Here is a 15,966-nt window from a genome sequence, read left to right as displayed (position 1 = left end):
CGTTGCTGAACGACGGCTCAGGGCCCTTAGCGGCTGTACCGGTTGGTCCCAGGCGTTCGTTCTCCCGGGAGCTTGGAGAACTGCACGCTCATTTCATAAAGCAGCGTGTCGCTGATATAGCGCAGCTATGCAGCCGCTTTGCAGAACGCGTTGCCCGGCTTGACTGAAGCCTTGTCTTTCGTAGTAGCGGCAAAGGCCGAAGTTCGTTGAGGTGCAATCAAGCCGAAGGTACTGGCGGCCCCGCACGGCCACCTCTTGCGCGGCCCACGTTAGAAGGTGCGTCGCCACGTTTTTGCCGTGGGAATCTTTCCTGACGGCCAGTCCGTGCAGATAGCCCGCCACAGGGGGTTGCTTCCCCCAGTAGTGCTCATCCTCCCATTGGAGGCGGGCGGTGGCGATGACGTCGCGGTCGTTCAGCGCGACGTACATTTCGCCGCTCTTCATCTGCTCCAGGACAGCGGCTTCGGTCGGACCGTGACTACCCCAAGCGGAATCGCCGCGCTCAACCTTGTACCTCGTCGCGTCTGTCAGCACGGAGACTATGGCGGCAACTTGGCTCCGCGTAGCTTTGACTATCTGCAATTCAATGTGGTTAGGCATGACGGAAGGTTGAAGGACGGCTGTCGGCCGAATTCTGCCGTAGAGGAGCGACTGGACTGGGCGGCTGCTCACCTGTCCTTGGCGCCGGCGGAGTGTTCAAATTGAAATGGACTCGGTGTTCAGGTGCGCCCGGCATACGCACGCCACCGCTTCGAAGCCGAAGATTGGAATGCTCGCGGTCCGCGCTGCCGTGATGGCCACCTCCGCTTCGCGACCTCGCTTGACAGCGCCGGCCTTCCACGCGGTGGACTTCCCTCCGAGCATCACGAAGCTGCGGGCGCGGTTGTCCCTTGGATCAACGACCCGTGCAATCTGGTCTTCCCAGATCGTGCACACCAAGCCCTTTCGGTCAGCCGTGAAGGCGACCCACGGCGTGTCGTTCCGAGCATTGCCAGAACCCCGCGCGTGTGTGTCGATGCCGCACGTGGCCATCCAGAAATCGCGCGGATTGCGCGCAACCCTCTCTCCAGCAACCATTTCAACCTCCCAACTCAGGCCAGGTCTAGTACCCGGCTTTCAAACCACTGCGGTTATCCTACTCCCGAAACAAACTGGCCCCAGATGGCGAAGGGATACCCCAATTGGCAACCGCATTCCAAGAATCACTCAAGGCTGAGATCGGCCGTGTTGCTCGCCAGCACCTCAAAAAGGAATTGGAGCAAATTCGCAAGAATTCAACGGCACACCGATCCGAAATCGCTTCGCTCAAACGCGAGGTTTCCGCACTCAAGGCCGAGGTGAAGCGTTTGAAAAAGGCCACTTCGGCTCCCGCTGCACTCATGGTGCCGCCAGATGATGAGGCAGCTGCGGCGAAGCCAATGCGCTCGGTGTCCGCACAAACGTTGGTCACGAAGCGGCAGGCCCTCGGCCTCACCCAGGCGCAAGTCGCGTCGCTGGTGGGTGTGTCCAGCCAAACCGTCTACAAGTGGGAAACCGGCACCGTCCAGCCTCGCTCGCACCAAGTGCAGCAGATCCGCCAGCTCTTGAAACTGGGAAAACGTGCGGCAAATAACCGCCTTGCTGCGATCGCTTCGCAACGCTGACAGAGCTACTCGCGCCCCGCCCTAGCCTTCTGCCACGACAGCTTCGCGGGCTCATTGAATACGTGCAACAGATGGTCAAGCCCTTTCGCGTTTTTCAGGCCCGCAAAGGTGGCCACCCAGACGGCCGAGTGCTCACCGCTATTTAGTAGGCGAGCCAACAGCGAGTTTCGAATGGTCTGTGGCCCGCTCTGCGCTGGCTCAGGGCGTCCCGCTTCTTCGCTGGCTTTTGTCAAAAAGCTCTGTACCAGGAGAAAGAGGCTCACGGAACTGACGGGGCCTTTCGGGGTGCAGAACAGCAGTTCGCCCGAGGCCTCGGTTGCGATGAGGGGGCGCACCTTCAGCCACTCCTCCACCACCTCCGCCTGACACGACCGTAGCGGCAGCCTGCGTGGTCGTAGAGTTCCGGGTCCATCTGTCTGCACCGCGACGACCCGCTTGCCCTCGCCTCGCACGGCCTCGAAGACGAGTGTGGTCAGTTGCATCCCCCTGATTTCTAGCGGCGCAAGACCGAGCGCGAAAAGCAATTGCAGGATGGCTCTGTTCCGGACCGACACCGCGTCGAACTTCTCCGGCTTCGCCAGCAATCGCTCGGCGGCGGCCCACACCTTGGGATCCAGAGTGCTTCCTTCGGTGTCCTTGTGCAGCGGCCGATCGCCTTCCTCGATCCCAGCCAAGGGATTGGCATCTATCCATCTCTTCGCCTTCGCGAAGTTGTAAATGCGATCAAGCAGCCGCCAGTAACGATATTTGGTCGTTTGGCTCTTGGAGGCCTCAATCCTGACTTTGCGATTCACTGGCCCGTTGTCAAGGAAATGTTTAGCGATCTCGGGCGTCACATCGAACCAGCGAATGGGTTGCTTACCCCCCCTCTTTTGGCCCGTGTCGTGAAGGTAACCGCACCAGGTGCTCCACATATGGTCGTAGGTCTCGCGGTCCCTGATCACATCCATGTCGGAAGCCGCGCGCGCAGCGAGCCAGGAATCCAGCAGGCCGGCCTCTTCCGGGCGCGGTTCTTGAACGGAGGGATGAATGGGATGAAGCATGGATGGTCATTCCTGGAGGAATGGAGCCCGATTATGTAGGCATATGGCGACCTTGTCACCAAGGCAAATGCCATTCTTGATCCAGGTTTGTTATCCAATCGTCCATCTTTGTTATGGCAATCGTCAGCCCCTCAAATGGAGACAGGATAAGATTTACGCCTTTGGCAGATCATGTAATATAAATGTTCATTCCCTAGAACGAAAGCTCCAATGACGCGGCGTTGTGCTGCCCGTTTGGCGGGCGGCGCTTAATTTTTACGCAATGTGACTATAACGTGTTCTGGCGCCGGCCCGCGAGGGACGGCCGCGTTAATACGGCCGAGTTATAAGCACTCACTGTGGATAACTCAATGCGAGCCGCGCACGGCCGCAAGGAACACAGTCAACAGTTCGTAGTCGAAATGATGCTCGTCCGCCGAAACACCGGTTGCGACAAGGATGTGGGTTAGGTGATGCGCGAAGGCGCCGACGTTGGAAGGTGTCATGCCACTGGCCACGGCCAACGAGCCCCCCATTCCCATAGCTGCGATCTTTCCCAACTCGGGCGGCGCGCCGGTCGCCGCCCCACTCGTGGTGGGGATAAAACCAGCGTTCCTGGCCTTGAGCGCTGCTTCTACGGGATCGGGCTCGAACGGCCGATATTTGAATGCCACGGAAGCGAAAAATCCGATGGTTGGATGCTCGGCAGCAAGCCGACTTAGTGCCCACCCCTGCTCGGTCAGGCCTGCCGAATCCACGCCCATAAAATCGGCCCAGACCATGTCCAAGCCCGCCTCGATGGCAAGAGTTGCTGCCTGGAGCGTGTCCGTCTCTAAGCAGTTGATACCGATGCTCGCCGTGGGGTGAAGCGCCTTCAGCTCCCGGGCCATCCCGATCACTGCCTTATCGTCGCCATGGTGCGAGATAACGAACACGCCATCGGCGCCACATTCGAGCGCCAGCCCCGCCTGCTCTCTTGTCGTCCGCGCATTAAGGTGATGAATGACGGGCAGGATCTTAGGGTGTTTGATGCTCATCGAAGCATGCTATCACCAGCAAATGAACTCTGCATGATTCCCCAATGAAAAAGGCCCCGTCATCTCCTCGAAAGGAGAGTCAGGGGCCTTATAGTTGATTGAAGATTTGGAGGCTATGGGAATGGTGTCATTCTTCATAGCCTCTGTGCGACTGCACCGCATCGGCCTTCCAAGGGCACTAAGCTCCGTGGAAACCGAGCCGCTGCAGCAGCCAGTTGTAGTCGTCGCCCGTGGGCGAGATCTCGCGCCAGTCGAGATTGCCGTCGTATTGGACGATCTCCTCAACCGCGCTTCTGAGGCCCATGTGGGCCTGGGCGAAGGTAGCCTGGTGCTCATCACCTCGCTCCCTGGCCAATTCCAGTGCCTGGAGCGCCTGCGCGAGTATCGAATGGGGTGTCGGGGCAATTGCCATGTCAATATCCTTCAAAAACGTGAAGGGCGGGCAACCACCTCGGAAGGGGATTGCCCGTCCGGGGGGGTGAATTGCGGCTATTCCGCCGACTGGAGTGCGCTGCACTCCTGAACATAGCCGTCTGCGTCCACCGATCCTGGCCAGCCCACTGAGCAGGTGCTCAATGAACCGGGCTCGAACGCGCAGTGCGCGCAGCCCGAACAGACGTCGTCGTCGGAGATCGACCGCGCTTGGACCGATTGGATGCCTGCTCGCGCAAGCAGCACCGTATTGGCTCGCATCGCGGCTCCTCAAACCTCTGACAAACCGAACTCATCGAGCACGGCCGCCAGTATTTCGTTGGCCTCGTGGACAGCGCCTTCGTCGTCGCACAAGCGGTGATTCAGAGCTGCCGCCTCGCGACACAATGAGGTGGCCACGTCTTCGGGAACGGTGCCCCCGTTGAGCACGCGTTCAGCCACATCTGCATAGCCCACCATCACACCTGCGCGCGATGCTGCGACTATCCTCGCGGACCATCTCTCGGTCGCGCTCATGACGCGCGGAAGCGTCTTGGTCTCTTCTGACATGGGATTCCTATAGTCGATCCGGACCGCCACGAGGGGGCCCGAGAGTTGATTTAGGCTGCAACAGCCAGTTCGTTAGAACGCAGGTCGCTCTTCTCGCGTAAGGCGTCGAGGTCGAGTTCGCGGAGGAAGGTGTGAACATGAACGGCCTCCTCGAAGGCCCGCCGCATCCCACTGAGAGTTTTCACTCGCAGCAGCGGCTTGTACACGCCGCTTTTTCTCGTCGGCTCAAAGAGCACCTCGATGCGGGACCCCTCGTTCGCCCCGTCCATCACTGCGACGACGGGCAAGAATTCCTCCTCTGGCCAGGTCGCAACCGGACGTTGCCATGAGTTGGCGTCTCCGGAGGCGCAGACCCAGTGAACGCTGGTCTCGGCCTTGGCGAGGTAGCGCTCAAGCGCATCCGCGATTGCGCGGACAAACACCGGCTGCTTGCCGGCAACTGCCGGAGCCGTGGCGGGCAAGGCATTGGGTTGGTTGGACATGATTTCTCCAAAGAAACGCAGGAGTTCATGCCTCAGCGGGCATGAAGTACCCGCAGGTTGATGATTTGCACGGATGTGCGGTAGGTGCTGATTTCGCGATGCCGCGTGGCCAGCTGCCAATCAGTGCGCGCGGTATGCGTGCACGTGAACAAGTCCTCGCATTCGGCGGCGAGGTTTCCAAAGCCCCAGCGCAGGGGCTTTAGGAACCCCCCTGGCAATTGCCAGAAAAGTCCTCCAGCATCACGGGCAGGGTTTGCGCCGTTTTGCTGATCGCTCTTTCTCAAACTTGTCCTGAAGACGCATTGCTGCTCGGCCGACGATCAACACGAAGCTGATTGTCAGGAGGCATATTGCGTTGGGATCAGTGATGAGTGCATTCATGATGTGTCCTCAGTGGACCGGGTCTCCCCGGCGTTTCAAGGAAGCGTCTTTGACTGCCCATCATCCTGCGCACTGTCATGCACGTTCAGAAGCAGCTTGAGAGCTACAACAATGGATACCAGAGGGAGCGAGAGCATCGCCGCATCCAGTAGGTTTCCTGCAAGGCAGGCATCGACGATGCGATCCAGGACCTTGGAGGCGATGTGCGGCAGAAGCAGCACAGACGCCAGCCAAGCGTGCCGGGAGCGCGCGTAAGCGCGAACCAACGTCCCCAGAAGCCAGAAGGCTCCGAGTCCGAAAGGCACCGCCAAAGGCGAGCAGAGCAGGATCAATCCGATGGTTTGGACCATAGGTTTCTCCTTCAAAGTTCGCCGGGAGTCGCCCCCGCCAGGGAGACTCCCCGGCTAGGGTTAAAAAGCGAGCACCAGGTGCGCGCGGCGGTATTCCCATAAGGGAACGGTTTGATGTCAGGCAGGCACTTGGTCTGCGTCGGGTTTGTCACCCGATTCTTCTTGGCTGGTGGCGCCACCCTCCCGTTTTGCTTTGAGCTGCTCCGCCTGCTGGAAAGCCTGTAGGAGTTGCGCCAGAGCGCCGGCATCGACCTGGACGAGCTGACCCGTGAGGGCCTCTGTGTTCAGGACTTCGCCGGGATTGAGGATCGAGTGAGGGACGCCTTGCGACTTCAGCGATGCAGCCAGCACGCCCAACGACGTGTAGATTGCCGACGACTGCTTGCGCGGGGGCACCCACTCACGGAACGCCGAAGGTTTCACCTTCGACTTACCGCTCGCCTTGGCCTGCGCCAGCAGCTGTTCGAGATGCTCCCCGGCCTGGTCACCGTGCAGTCGCACCAGCTCGATGGCAGCTGTCGCAGATACCTGGCCCGTGGAGACCATCTTTTGCACAGACGTGCTGGCTTCCGCGAGGACCAGCATGGCCTCAACCTGTTGGTTGGTACGATGCACTCGCTTCGCAACTGCGCCGACGTCCTGCAGCATGTTCAGCAAACGAAGGTAGCCGCGCGCAATACCGACTGGATTCAGCTTCAGGCCCTCAGCGCTATTGATCATGCAGGCCACACGATCTGCATCGTTCCCTCGGAACGGAATGCACATCAGGTAGCTCACGGTGAACCCGCGCTCGATGGCCAGCAGGGCGCCTTTGCGACGAAGGTGGCCCTCCACGACATAGCGATTTCCAGTGGCGGGGTCGATTCGCACGATAACAGGCGGTATGAACTCGCCAGCGATGAAGGCAGCCGCGAATTTTTCGATTTGGGCGATGACGTCCGGGTCGTTGTAGTCGCGCTCGTTAAAGCCTGGCTCCTCCATCAGGTCCTGTGGGGGGATTTTGAATGCGTCATCCTTCTTGACGTTGGTCTGGTCCGAGGCTGCTTGAGCCTTGAACGAACGAAGGATGGGGGTAGCGTTTGCCATGGTTATCTCCTAGAAGTAAAGGACCATGAGCACACCCCACCGTGGGATGCGCCCACGGCGGTTAAAAATGAATATTCAGACTTGCTCTTCTGCGATGGCCACCGCCTGGCCGATGTAGCTTTCCAGGGTGATTTGACCGAGGTGGTCTCTCACTTGGATGGCCTGACCGACAGACAGGTTGACCAGCGACACGATGCTCAGGATGTCGAGCCACTGCACAAGCTTGGAGCCTGCGTCCTCATCGCTGAGGAAGTGCTCGCCAGTCAGCTTCACGAAAAGCTTCCCGATGGTGGTGGAAGTCCCCAGCTCAAAGCGCACGCCATCAACGATGAGTTCCGCTTGCGGTTCATTTGCGAGTTCCATGACGTCAACACTCCGCTGGTTCGACTACGGGGGCAGTCGCCAAGGAATCACCAATGGCGCCAGCATCCAGCAACTTACCTTCAGGGTTGAACATCTCGACGGCATGGCCAAGGCCAAGCTTCGAGACGAGAGACGTGTTCATGGTGGCCAGCCACTTCGCGTGACTCTCCGACCCATTGGGCTTACCCACGAAGGGCATGCCGATCAGTTTAAAGAACAACAAGCCGATGTCGTGGGGCGAACCCTGGAGCACCGTGGCGCCATTGACGGCGACACGGTACTCGGCATCACGGGGGAAACGAGTAGCGCACATGTATTACCTTTCGGTGAAAGACGACGAGCGCTACTGGCCCATTCGGGCAAGTTGCGCCCGACGTGGGTTGAAAAAAGTTAACTTGGAATCGGATCCAGCGACTCTGCAGGGAACTCCTCAAAGAGGGGTTCCGGATTCCAGCCGCTGTCGCTTTCTACGTGGATGAGCCGCCCGCGATCCGATTCGCAGCTGACAAGGAAAGACTTGATCTCCCCGGTCTGCTTCAGGCGGTTGCAATATGCGAGCACATCGGAGAAATTCCATTCTCCGGTGAAATCAGTTTCCATGACATGGCCTGCGGTTTGAGGCCATGGCCCACTGGGCTCTGGCCCATTGGGTTGGTAGTTCTGGCGTGCGCCAGGCTTGATTGCTGCGTGTTTAGACTCTTCAGCTAGAGCGACGACCGATGGAGGAAACCAGCGGTTGAAAAATCACTTCCCGAAGGATCCCACAGATGAGAGCCTTTGGGAAGCCCCCTCGCGCGAAGCGAAGGGCGTTCCGTTGTTAGACCAGGCAATACTGGTCGGGGGTCGAAATGCCTTTTCAGGTGAGGTCGAACCCTTTGGGTGGGTTGCGCTTGAGCGAATCCTGAGCGGTATCGCTCAGCTTGCTTGCGCAGCCGAACGCCGTTCGGATAGCCGAAGGCAATCCAGTGGTGTGCTCGACGTGGGCCAGCTCCTCCTCCGTGAGGTTGCCCAGGTGGGCAGCGGCTCGGATCAGCAGCTCAGCGACAGCGTTGGCGTTGGCCTTGACTACAGGGGTACGAATGGACATGGTCCCTCCATGCAAAGTCACGGGCACCCGCACGGGGCGACCCGTGGGGTGGTGATGAAAGCTCGACGCTGATGCGCGAGCACTGTGAGCCCTACAGGCCCAGATCTTCGAATTTGGTGAACTCGATCATTCTCCCCGAGTAGAGCCCCAGATGGCCGTAGATGTACAGCTTGTCCAGTTCCAACCCGGCGACACGAGCTTCCTCATGGCAAGTCTTGAAGCCGTCCCGGTTCAAGTTGCCCTCGATCACGAAGATGCCCCGCTTTCGCGTGCCCGACGTTCTTGCTTTCAAAAGGGAAAACCCGTCGATTCGCGTCAGCGGAGTACCCTCGTAGCGTTCGAGCAAAGCCAGAACGCTCCCCACTCGCTCTTCATTTGCAGCGAGACTCATGCGGGAACCCCAAGATCGTAGGAGAACAGGTCGCCCTGGGCCTGCTCAACTCTGGGGCGCTTAGCGATCGCCGCACCTGCCTTGAAGGCTTGAAGGGAGTCAGCGATCAATCGCCCGACTGCGCGGAACGGGCCATAGCAGATGCTCTGCCCCAGCAGTTGGTGACCCATGGTCACCCCTAGCCCTTCCACCAGGTCGAGCGGTGCGCCCTTCATGCGGCAATGCTCCGCCACAGTGAACTGCCGAAGCAGCGCCGGATTTGTGGGGTGGGCCAGTTTCGGTTCAGTGCTGCGACGCTTGTAGTACGACGTGCCGATCACTGGGCAAGCTGGGTTCTCGGGGGTCAAGATTTGCATCTTGAAGTTTGTCCCCTTCCGGCCCAATCGTCCCTTCTCGGCATCGCTTTCCTGCTTGCGCTTCAGATATGCCATCTCATCCCAGCTCGGATCATCGGCCGCAACCGGGTCAAGGGCCTCACTGATGGTGCGAGCGACGGGCTCCGGCATGGTGATTTGTGCGAGGTCGATGTCGAGCCCCTCAGTCACCGCAACCATGCAAAGACGCGCGCGTGCTTCGAGCTCGTTGAAGTCATTCCCTTTCAGCACCGTCTCGTGGACCTCGTAGCCAAACTCCCGCAGGGAAGTCCGTAAGATGCACATGGAAGCGGTTGTCGAAAATGGCTTGACGTTCTCGAACAGCACCGCCGCAGGTTGGACCTTGGCGATGATGTTGATCAGCGCGACTACTAGATGGCCGACGTCCGGATGCGATTCTGGATGCCCCCCGCCGCGACGTGCCCGTCCAGAAAGTGAGTAAGCCGTGCAAGGACTTCCAGCTTCCACGAGTTCAACCTTCGGAAGCCTGCTCATAGCAGCCTCGTCGAAAGCGAGAGCCTGCATTGGCGCGGCCAGCGGCATTGTTCCTGCGTCCCATGCCGAGTTGTGCTCGTGAGCATGCTCCAACAGGTCTGCACGAATATCGTTGGCAAACGCAAGGCGCGCCGCAACACCGCCGTCCGCAAGGCCCCTGTGCAGGGCATGCGAAAGGACGCCGCCACCGTGGGCCAGAGAGCCTACGGAAAGTGGCTCGCCAGCCTGCAGCTTTGCCTTCAGGCGCGCCAGTCGCTCCTTCTTTGCAATCTCCACAGCCATAGGCTGCAGGGTGATGCCGCCCTCTTCGATCGTGATGCGAAGCGAGTCGAACCCTTCAAACATCGACAGTGTCTCGTGGGAGTTGATGTCGATGATCGGGATGACCTTCTCGCCCTGCAACTTGCGCGAGACTACGCGGTCACCGTGTTCGCTCAGCTCCAGCACCAGCATGAACTTCTCGGGATCCTTGCGGACGTTGAAGCGCATGCCTGGCAGGAACCCTGCGATCTTTGCTTTCATGCCCTGCAGCCAAAGGCGAGGACTGCCTCGGTGTTCGCCGAGCTTTACTGCTTCATATGCTTTCATGCTTCTCTCCTGAAAAACACGAAGCCGCACCCCACGGGGGATTGGCCCCGTTCGGGTTGATGAAACCGCCAAAGGCGGGTTGTTCGGCTAGTGCCGAGGTACGCTGGTGTTTAGGCACCCCAGCTGGGTGCATCAAGCGCGCGGTCTTACGACTGCGGCAGGAACCTTGGCGCAGGACTCGGAGAGCCCTGAGCCAAGACACCTTTCGGTCTCTTGGGAGCTGACGGGCCGCCCACTCTTTGGTGGACGGCCTGCAGCCCTATTTGACCCCGTCAGGGCCATACACACGCACGAAGCCGTGGCTTGGCTCGCCTGTGTCAATGCATGCATGATCGCGTGCAGCCTTCAAGGCCTCACGGATCGTTTTTCCCTCGAACTCGAATCGCCCCTCAAGCAGCAAATTGCCGCAAGAGGTCAGCGTACGGTCGAGGAGCGCTTCGTTGATCGCCTCTGCCCCGGCAATCGCTTTGCGCACCCGTGTGATCCACTTGGCGGCATCGAAAGCGGAGTCCCGGCGATGCGTCTTCCAGGCAGCTGCGCCCTTGCGGAAGTAACAGCTGCTCGCCACCGCGTATGCCACCAGAGCTTGCTCAGGCGCGAAGAACTGCAGAACCCAGCGCCGTGCCGCGCTTCTGCTATCTCCGACCAGTACCAGCAGGCCTAGATGGGCATCCGAGGCATCCAGCGCAGCCGCAGCGACGCTGACCACGCGAACATCGTGGTAGATGGTGATGCTCATGGGGTTCTCCTCAGGCGAACAGCTCTGCAGTTTCCTGCGGCTGCGCTCGCCGATTGTTCTCATCGTCCATCACGCCGGCAGTGCGCTCGTAGCATAGTTCGACGCGATCGCACGCCACTTCAACGAATGCGAGCGCTTCGGCGGTGTCCAGGGGTATATCCACCTGGATACCTTCCGCCGTCTCGACGATCGCCGATCGGCTATGGTCCCACCTGTGTCGGTCGTATCCAACCACTTGCGCCATGTTCCCAGCTGGGAACTTGGCAGTGGCCAGCACGCGCCCGCTGAGCCCAGAAACGTCCTGGCCTTGCAGCCCATCCACAAAGCCCAAGTAGCGCTCTGCAGACAATTTCTGGCCACGGACCAACCGCACGCCAATCTCAGCCTCGTAGAGAGCGCCCTTTTTGAAGGCTTCATACAGGACCGAGTTCACGCGAGTCAGTGAGGTGTCGATGCAGCGCCACGTTTCGGTGCCATCCTCCGAGCGCTCGCATGCGAGCGTTGCGTATGCACGGTCCAGGTTTCGGTAGTGCCAGGCAATCCACTGGTCCGCAGGAGGGATGCTTGTGGCGAACGACGCGAAGGTGACCCTCACGTGCGAAATTTCATTGATCATGTGCATCTCCGGTAAAAGCCGGAGCGCCCTCCCCTCACCGGGGTCAGGAGCCCCGGCAGGGTTGAACAATGCCGCTTGTGCGGCCTGGCGGCAACTAGCCGTTGATGTCAGGGTCCCGAGAGTTGAAGAGCCCGCAGTTGCCTGTGGAACTCTTGATCTGCTCGGGCTCCAGCGCCACGACATACACACCGTTGGCGAAACCGTCCATGAGCTTGGCCGACATCGAGATGCCGTCGAAGCCCCCAGACCGAAGCCATGCACGCATGGCTTCGTTGTCACCGTATCTCAAACGAGCGTCACCCCTTGCGACCTGCTGCCAAACCTCCACCAACTCCGCAGTGGAGTCGATGTAGAAGGGTCGGTGGATCTTGAGGTAGACCTCCATCACATGGCCTTCAGGAGACGCAAACGCTGCGGCTGTTTGCCGGTCGCTCGCGAACCAGAACCCGAGATCGTTGATGGTGCCTGGCCAACGCCCTCGGCTGAAAGTCGAGAAGCGCTCGCGCGTGCCATGGAACACCGCCAGCGGAGATCCATCGTCGTCAATTACCTTGCTGCCGGCGAACCAGGCGCTCAAAGCACTTGAGTGCGCTGAGCCTGTCATGCGGCCAGCTTCCACACACCACGATCTACGGGCGCGAAGCAGTCCAAGTTCGAGTTGAGCGTCTGACGCACCTTCGCCTGCCAACTGGGGTTGGCGGCGAGACGGTCAGGCGCGTGCTCTGCGACCTTGGCGTAGATCTCTGACAAACTTGCCGAACCTCCAAGGCCCATCAACACGGAGCGGACGATGGCCTTCCAAGTTGACGTCAGTCGAGTGCTTTGCTGCCGCGCCATGGACGCAAGATCGGTGAGCATCGACAACACCTTCTTGGGCTTCTGGAAGAGCAGGACGTATTCATGGGATATGAACGGAAACCGCATGGCGCCATAGCTGCGCCGCGCACTCGTAGTGTTGTGCTGAGCCTTGATCAACACTGCTGCCAGCTCATCGCTGGGCATCCGCGCGATCAACTCGGCCTGGTAGGAGGTGTACTTGCCGTTCCGGCGCCAATCACCAAGTATCGCGCCGTAGATGCCGCCCGGGACCGTTGCGGTCCGCTGATTCAGCATCGCGATGTGGAGCTTCTCGTGGAAGTCGTTGTCATCTTTGCAGCGAGATAAATCGCTGGGGTGTGGGTCGCCCCAAACTTCCCCTGAGAATTTAATTTGGCCTCCGTACGCTGGATGAGAGAGACAAAGTTCTACCTCTTGGCCGATGCGCTCAACGATGCTCTCTCGGAGGATGTCGAAACCAAGCCTCAGGTCCAAGCCAAAAGCCTTGATGTTCATCTCCTGCGCCACCTCGATGGACGTGCCCGATCCCATCATTGGATCACATACAGAGCCTGGCTTGAGTTGCTCGTACAGCTCCTTGTACACGTGCCCGGAGCAGTTGCCTCGATACTTCGAGTCGCCCCACGGGCCACGGTCGGGGAAGGAATAGATACTCATGTCGATGGTTCCTGTTGAAATGAGGAGACCACCATCCCCGAAGGAATGGTGAATCCCCGGGGGTCAAAGTTGATGTGCTCTAGCGAACACGGTGAATGCTGCGTTGGTCAATGACCTGGCCAGCTGCCGTCATGCCGCGTGTCGTAGACACTGGGCTTGAATGCTTGCCGAGCCCCAACAGGGGGGGGGGCTGGGCAAGCACCCTCGATTGAGGTGTACGTGCTGTCTTATATAGCTGTCTGCTCGATGCCTGTGGCGCTAGCGCGATCGGGCTTGAACGATGGCTTGGACGTGTGTACGAATCTTGGGCTCGAACTTCTCCAACAAGGTATCTGGAATAGCTCGTCCACTTATCGCAAGAAGGACGATGTCCTCGACCCTTGCGATCGCTGGGTGCTCGTACAGGCTCAGCTTGCGAACGCCTGAACGGTACAGCCGTAGCCAATCGAGCAACTGGTCGGCGTAGGCGCCATGCCCCCCGTGCCCGGAGGTAGGCAAGGTAGGTCTCGTTGATGGACTCGCCGTAGACAAGGACATCCGAGACCGCCTCCGCAATGGCTCTCATGCCGATTTCCCGAGCGGCTAGTTTCGCCCCAGTTGTTCGAGTCGCCAGCTCAACCGCCACGGGCCGATCCCACGACCGCCTGGCCAGCCACTCTTGGGTCCGCTTTGGGAGGTCCGTTGTAGCGATGAAGGACCCTGCCGGGTACCACTCCCCATTGGGACCGGTTTCCCCGCCCTTCTGGGCGCGTTTCTAGCTCTCTGGCGGGGATTCTTGGCTGGCACCAAGGGTGCGCTGCTGGTTCATGTTGTGCTCCTCAGTGAATTCGAGGAGCAAAACCCGTCGTGGGGATCGACTCCCCGGTGGGTTGAAATGCGCGCGGTGGCGCCTTGAATGCTGATTCACCTTTCGGTACGGCCAGCTACCGGTATCCACCGGAGCCGAGGCATCCGGGTGAAGGGTTGTGATGCACAATCGCAGACTGCCACCATTCCAGGTTCGGAGTGTATCGGAAATGCCGGCAGAGCCCCAGCCCCCGACCTGCTCAAGGTCTACTTTCGGTCGGTTTTGATAGAGAGCACCGATTCGAGGCGGCCAGCGGCGTTCGGCAACATCTGATCATCGGCCGCACGTGAGGACGCGGCCGAACGCAGGCACGCCAGGGTTTCGATTCGACCCGGTGGCTTGGAAACCAGATCGCAGTCCAGGGCGAGTATTGCGACGAGCGCGCGGGCGGGCTGCGGCAATCCCATCACCGAAAAACCCAAGTCGGCGTCGAGGCGCGCGACGTTCCGCATTGCAGCCGCCTTTCCGGACTCCTGCCCAATCACCATCATCACCGCCAGCAAGGCTACAACCGTCGCAGCAATGATGACCAAGCGACGGCCGCCGCCAATCCCCTCAAATGCCATGGCGGTCCTCCTCCAACGCGCTTGCCTGCGCCATCACCTTCACCGCATCTCCTCAGGTTTCTGCAGCTTGCCGAACACCGCTTCGGCATGCACCAGCAGGTCATCGCGGAAGTTCCTGTAGCGGGCAGTCCCCGGTTGGCAGAAATACGCCTTCCACGCCGACTCGGAAAGCGGGCGCACCTTGATCCCCTTGTTGAATGCGGTCATTGCCGCTGCCTGGGTGAGCCCAGCGCCAGCAACCAAAGCCTTCAGGCGTTCGTTGTTCGGGTTGTGCTGGGGACTCGATTCAGTGGACATGAAAACCCTTTTGCTCAGCCGTTCACCGGGAAGGTGACGAGTTCGCGAATCTGCTCCGCAGTCTTACGACCAACCCCCTTGACCTCGCACAGCTGGTCGGTTGTAGCCGCGAACACCTTCTCCACGGAACCGAAGTGTGCGAGCAGCTTCTTAGCCGTCGCCGGGCCACACAGCCCCTCCACCGCGTATTGCGCGAGCACCTTAAAGTCCTTAGGCTTGGACCCTCGCATGGAAATCTCATAGCCCAGCCCTTCCTGCGCGTGCCTTGCCATCACCTCAATGAAGGCCGCTGTTTCCACGGAATTGCGGGTCTGGATGAGAGTGACACCCTCGATCACGGCCAGCCAGGACAAAGCGCCGCGCAGCGCTTCCGGAGCAATCTGGGATCGTGTCGCGAAAACATCGCCTTCGACAAGCACGATGCTTCGCTCAAATGTGGCCTTCATTTGCGCGACCTGGCCGAACAGCCGCTTGTCGAAGATGCTGGCCACGAAGTCGTGCGCAGCCTTCCGCTCGACACAGACGTGCGGCGCCAGGAGGTAGTCGCCGATGGGCAGCTCCGCGTAGTGGACCTCCACCACCTGGTTGGCGTCGAGTGCTTGCGTAACCCCGGACCGCACCTCGCGCACATCGGCGGTGATCTGGAACTCTGCCATCGCTACTTGCCGTTGATGAAAGCCATTGCCGTCGCTACGTTCTCGCACAGCATGCTGTCGGCGTCGCGCTTGGACACAAACTGGGGGTGCGCACTGTCAATGGGCTGCACGTGCGAACCGTAGCGCGTCTTGCGCAGGACACGAACCGCAATCAGCCATCCGTTCTTCTTGGCGAGAATCATTTTTTGCTCCTGTATTGAAAGCACCGGCCGCTGGCCAGCGTGACTCGACTAGATGGGGACCCCGGCAGCATCGCCTACGGGTTCCACCTCAACCCGGACGTCATTGAGGTAGAGCATGCCCTCGCCGTCGAGGTCCAACCCTCCTTCCAGCGCTCGCTGGACTGCAGCGGCCAAATCGTCTGGGCTCAGCTCCAGCCGCCCCAGCTCCGCCTCCTCGATTTCCACTCTGATCTTCACTGGATTGCTCCTTTGCAAGTAGGCCGATGCGTACTACCCTGACCTGCACGCC

General features: G+C 59.9%; 26 protein-coding genes. 2 read left to right on the top strand and 24 right to left on the bottom strand.

The genetic code is table 11. The features are described 5' to 3' along the window. Positions 1–93: 93 nt before the first annotated feature. Both KW835_RS12705 and KW835_RS12700 read right to left on the bottom strand, forming a co-directional pair. Positions 94–600 carry a GNAT family N-acetyltransferase gene (locus KW835_RS12705; protein WP_218382892.1) on the bottom strand — a complete coding sequence of 169 codons (507 nt, stop codon included), beginning with the start codon at positions 598–600 and terminating at the stop codon, positions 94–96. A 96-nt stretch (positions 601–696) separates the two neighbouring features. Further along, on the bottom strand, positions 697–1,077 hold the full coding sequence (locus KW835_RS12700) for a hypothetical protein (RefSeq protein WP_218382890.1): 381 nt from the start codon (positions 1,075–1,077) through the stop codon (positions 697–699). A gap of 104 nt (positions 1,078–1,181) precedes the next feature. Between KW835_RS12700 and KW835_RS12695 the strand changes: the two genes are divergently transcribed. Next, positions 1,182–1,643, top strand: a complete 462-nt coding sequence (locus KW835_RS12695; RefSeq protein ID WP_218382888.1) for a helix-turn-helix transcriptional regulator — start codon at positions 1,182–1,184, stop codon at positions 1,641–1,643. A gap of 5 nt (positions 1,644–1,648) precedes the next feature. Here the strand turns inward: KW835_RS12695 and KW835_RS12690 are convergent, their stop codons facing one another. From KW835_RS12690 to KW835_RS12650, 9 genes are all read right to left on the bottom strand, one after another. Next, positions 1,649–2,686 (bottom strand): hypothetical protein, encoded by a 1,038-nt coding sequence (locus KW835_RS12690; protein WP_218382886.1) that lies wholly within the window; start codon positions 2,684–2,686, stop codon positions 1,649–1,651. 347 nt (positions 2,687–3,033) lie between these two features. Next, a complete protein-coding gene (locus KW835_RS12685) occupies positions 3,034–3,702 on the bottom strand; it encodes a hypothetical protein (RefSeq protein ID WP_218382885.1) in 669 nt (222 codons plus the stop codon). Between the two features lie 178 nt (positions 3,703–3,880). After that, positions 3,881–4,114 carry a hypothetical protein gene (locus KW835_RS12680; protein ID WP_218382880.1) on the bottom strand — a complete coding sequence of 78 codons (234 nt, stop codon included), beginning with the start codon at positions 4,112–4,114 and terminating at the stop codon, positions 3,881–3,883. Positions 4,115–4,404: 290 nt separating this feature from the next. Further along, positions 4,405–4,683: a hypothetical protein gene (locus KW835_RS12675; RefSeq protein ID WP_218382878.1), complete on the bottom strand. Its 279-nt coding sequence runs from the start codon at positions 4,681–4,683 to the stop codon at positions 4,405–4,407. A 50-nt stretch (positions 4,684–4,733) separates the two neighbouring features. Continuing rightward, complete coding sequence (locus KW835_RS12670) at positions 4,734–5,165, bottom strand: hypothetical protein (RefSeq protein WP_218382876.1); 432 nt, start codon at positions 5,163–5,165, stop codon at positions 4,734–4,736. Between the two features lie 240 nt (positions 5,166–5,405). Next, the gene (locus KW835_RS12665) at positions 5,406–5,546 is read right to left on the bottom strand and encodes a hypothetical protein (protein ID WP_218382874.1); all 141 of its coding nucleotides are present in this window, start codon (positions 5,544–5,546) and stop codon (positions 5,406–5,408) included. Between the two features lie 35 nt (positions 5,547–5,581). Continuing rightward, positions 5,582–5,896 (bottom strand): hypothetical protein, encoded by a 315-nt coding sequence (locus KW835_RS12660; protein ID WP_218382873.1) that lies wholly within the window; start codon positions 5,894–5,896, stop codon positions 5,582–5,584. A gap of 117 nt (positions 5,897–6,013) precedes the next feature. Continuing rightward, positions 6,014–6,982, bottom strand: coding sequence for a hypothetical protein (locus tag KW835_RS12655; protein ID WP_218382871.1), 969 nt, complete (start codon positions 6,980–6,982; stop codon positions 6,014–6,016). 75 nt (positions 6,983–7,057) lie between these two features. Continuing rightward, complete coding sequence (locus tag KW835_RS12650; protein WP_218382868.1) at positions 7,058–7,345, bottom strand: hypothetical protein; 288 nt, start codon at positions 7,343–7,345, stop codon at positions 7,058–7,060. On the opposite strand from KW835_RS12650, the gene KW835_RS12645 reads away from it, so the two are divergent. Beyond that, positions 7,344–7,739 (top strand): hypothetical protein, encoded by a 396-nt coding sequence (locus KW835_RS12645; RefSeq protein WP_218382862.1) that lies wholly within the window; start codon positions 7,344–7,346, stop codon positions 7,737–7,739. The two genes, KW835_RS12650 and KW835_RS12645, sit on opposite strands and share 2 nt — an antisense overlap. Here KW835_RS12645 and KW835_RS12640 read toward each other — a convergent pair. The 13 genes from KW835_RS12640 to KW835_RS12580 form a co-directional block, all read right to left on the bottom strand. Further along, positions 7,736–7,945, bottom strand: coding sequence for a hypothetical protein (locus KW835_RS12640; protein WP_218382860.1), 210 nt, complete (start codon positions 7,943–7,945; stop codon positions 7,736–7,738). The two genes, KW835_RS12645 and KW835_RS12640, sit on opposite strands and share 4 nt — an antisense overlap. A gap of 256 nt (positions 7,946–8,201) precedes the next feature. Continuing rightward, a complete protein-coding gene (locus KW835_RS12635; protein ID WP_218382858.1) occupies positions 8,202–8,432 on the bottom strand; it encodes a hypothetical protein in 231 nt (76 codons plus the stop codon). A 91-nt stretch (positions 8,433–8,523) separates the two neighbouring features. Then, complete coding sequence (locus KW835_RS12630) at positions 8,524–8,823, bottom strand: hypothetical protein (protein ID WP_218382856.1); 300 nt, start codon at positions 8,821–8,823, stop codon at positions 8,524–8,526. Further along, a complete protein-coding gene (locus tag KW835_RS12625; RefSeq protein ID WP_218382854.1) occupies positions 8,820–10,280 on the bottom strand; it encodes a DNA cytosine methyltransferase in 1,461 nt (486 codons plus the stop codon). The genes KW835_RS12630 and KW835_RS12625 overlap by 4 nt, the downstream gene beginning before the upstream one ends. Before the next feature lie 259 nt (positions 10,281–10,539). Continuing rightward, on the bottom strand, positions 10,540–11,019 hold the full coding sequence (locus tag KW835_RS12620) for a DUF2855 family protein (protein ID WP_218382852.1): 480 nt from the start codon (positions 11,017–11,019) through the stop codon (positions 10,540–10,542). 10 nt (positions 11,020–11,029) lie between these two features. Next, on the bottom strand, positions 11,030–11,635 hold the full coding sequence (locus tag KW835_RS12615) for a hypothetical protein (protein ID WP_218382850.1): 606 nt from the start codon (positions 11,633–11,635) through the stop codon (positions 11,030–11,032). Between the two features lie 94 nt (positions 11,636–11,729). Then, positions 11,730–12,212 (bottom strand): hypothetical protein, encoded by a 483-nt coding sequence (locus tag KW835_RS12610; protein WP_218382848.1) that lies wholly within the window; start codon positions 12,210–12,212, stop codon positions 11,730–11,732. A 23-nt stretch (positions 12,213–12,235) separates the two neighbouring features. Further along, entirely contained in the window at positions 12,236–13,129 is an 894-nt protein-coding gene (locus KW835_RS12605) for a hypothetical protein (protein WP_218382846.1), read from the bottom strand. Between the two features lie 1,053 nt (positions 13,130–14,182). After that, the gene (locus tag KW835_RS12600; protein ID WP_218382845.1) at positions 14,183–14,542 is read right to left on the bottom strand and encodes a hypothetical protein; all 360 of its coding nucleotides are present in this window, start codon (positions 14,540–14,542) and stop codon (positions 14,183–14,185) included. Positions 14,543–14,581: 39 nt separating this feature from the next. Continuing rightward, positions 14,582–14,839 carry a hypothetical protein gene (locus KW835_RS12595; protein ID WP_218382843.1) on the bottom strand — a complete coding sequence of 86 codons (258 nt, stop codon included), beginning with the start codon at positions 14,837–14,839 and terminating at the stop codon, positions 14,582–14,584. A 14-nt stretch (positions 14,840–14,853) separates the two neighbouring features. Continuing rightward, positions 14,854–15,495 carry an ERCC4 domain-containing protein gene (locus KW835_RS12590; RefSeq protein WP_218382841.1) on the bottom strand — a complete coding sequence of 214 codons (642 nt, stop codon included), beginning with the start codon at positions 15,493–15,495 and terminating at the stop codon, positions 14,854–14,856. A 2-nt stretch (positions 15,496–15,497) separates the two neighbouring features. Next, positions 15,498–15,677 (bottom strand): hypothetical protein, encoded by a 180-nt coding sequence (locus KW835_RS12585; protein WP_218382839.1) that lies wholly within the window; start codon positions 15,675–15,677, stop codon positions 15,498–15,500. Between the two features lie 48 nt (positions 15,678–15,725). Further along, positions 15,726–15,914 (bottom strand): hypothetical protein, encoded by a 189-nt coding sequence (locus KW835_RS12580; RefSeq protein WP_218382831.1) that lies wholly within the window; start codon positions 15,912–15,914, stop codon positions 15,726–15,728. Positions 15,915–15,966: the final 52 nt, after the last annotated feature.

The organism is Acidovorax sp. sic0104, assembly GCF_019219095.1.
In the GTDB taxonomy this organism is placed as follows: domain Bacteria; phylum Pseudomonadota; class Gammaproteobacteria; order Burkholderiales; family Burkholderiaceae_C; genus Acidovorax.
The sequence above is the reverse complement of the archived record's forward strand: the minus strand, read 5'-3'. Positions and strand labels throughout refer to the sequence as shown.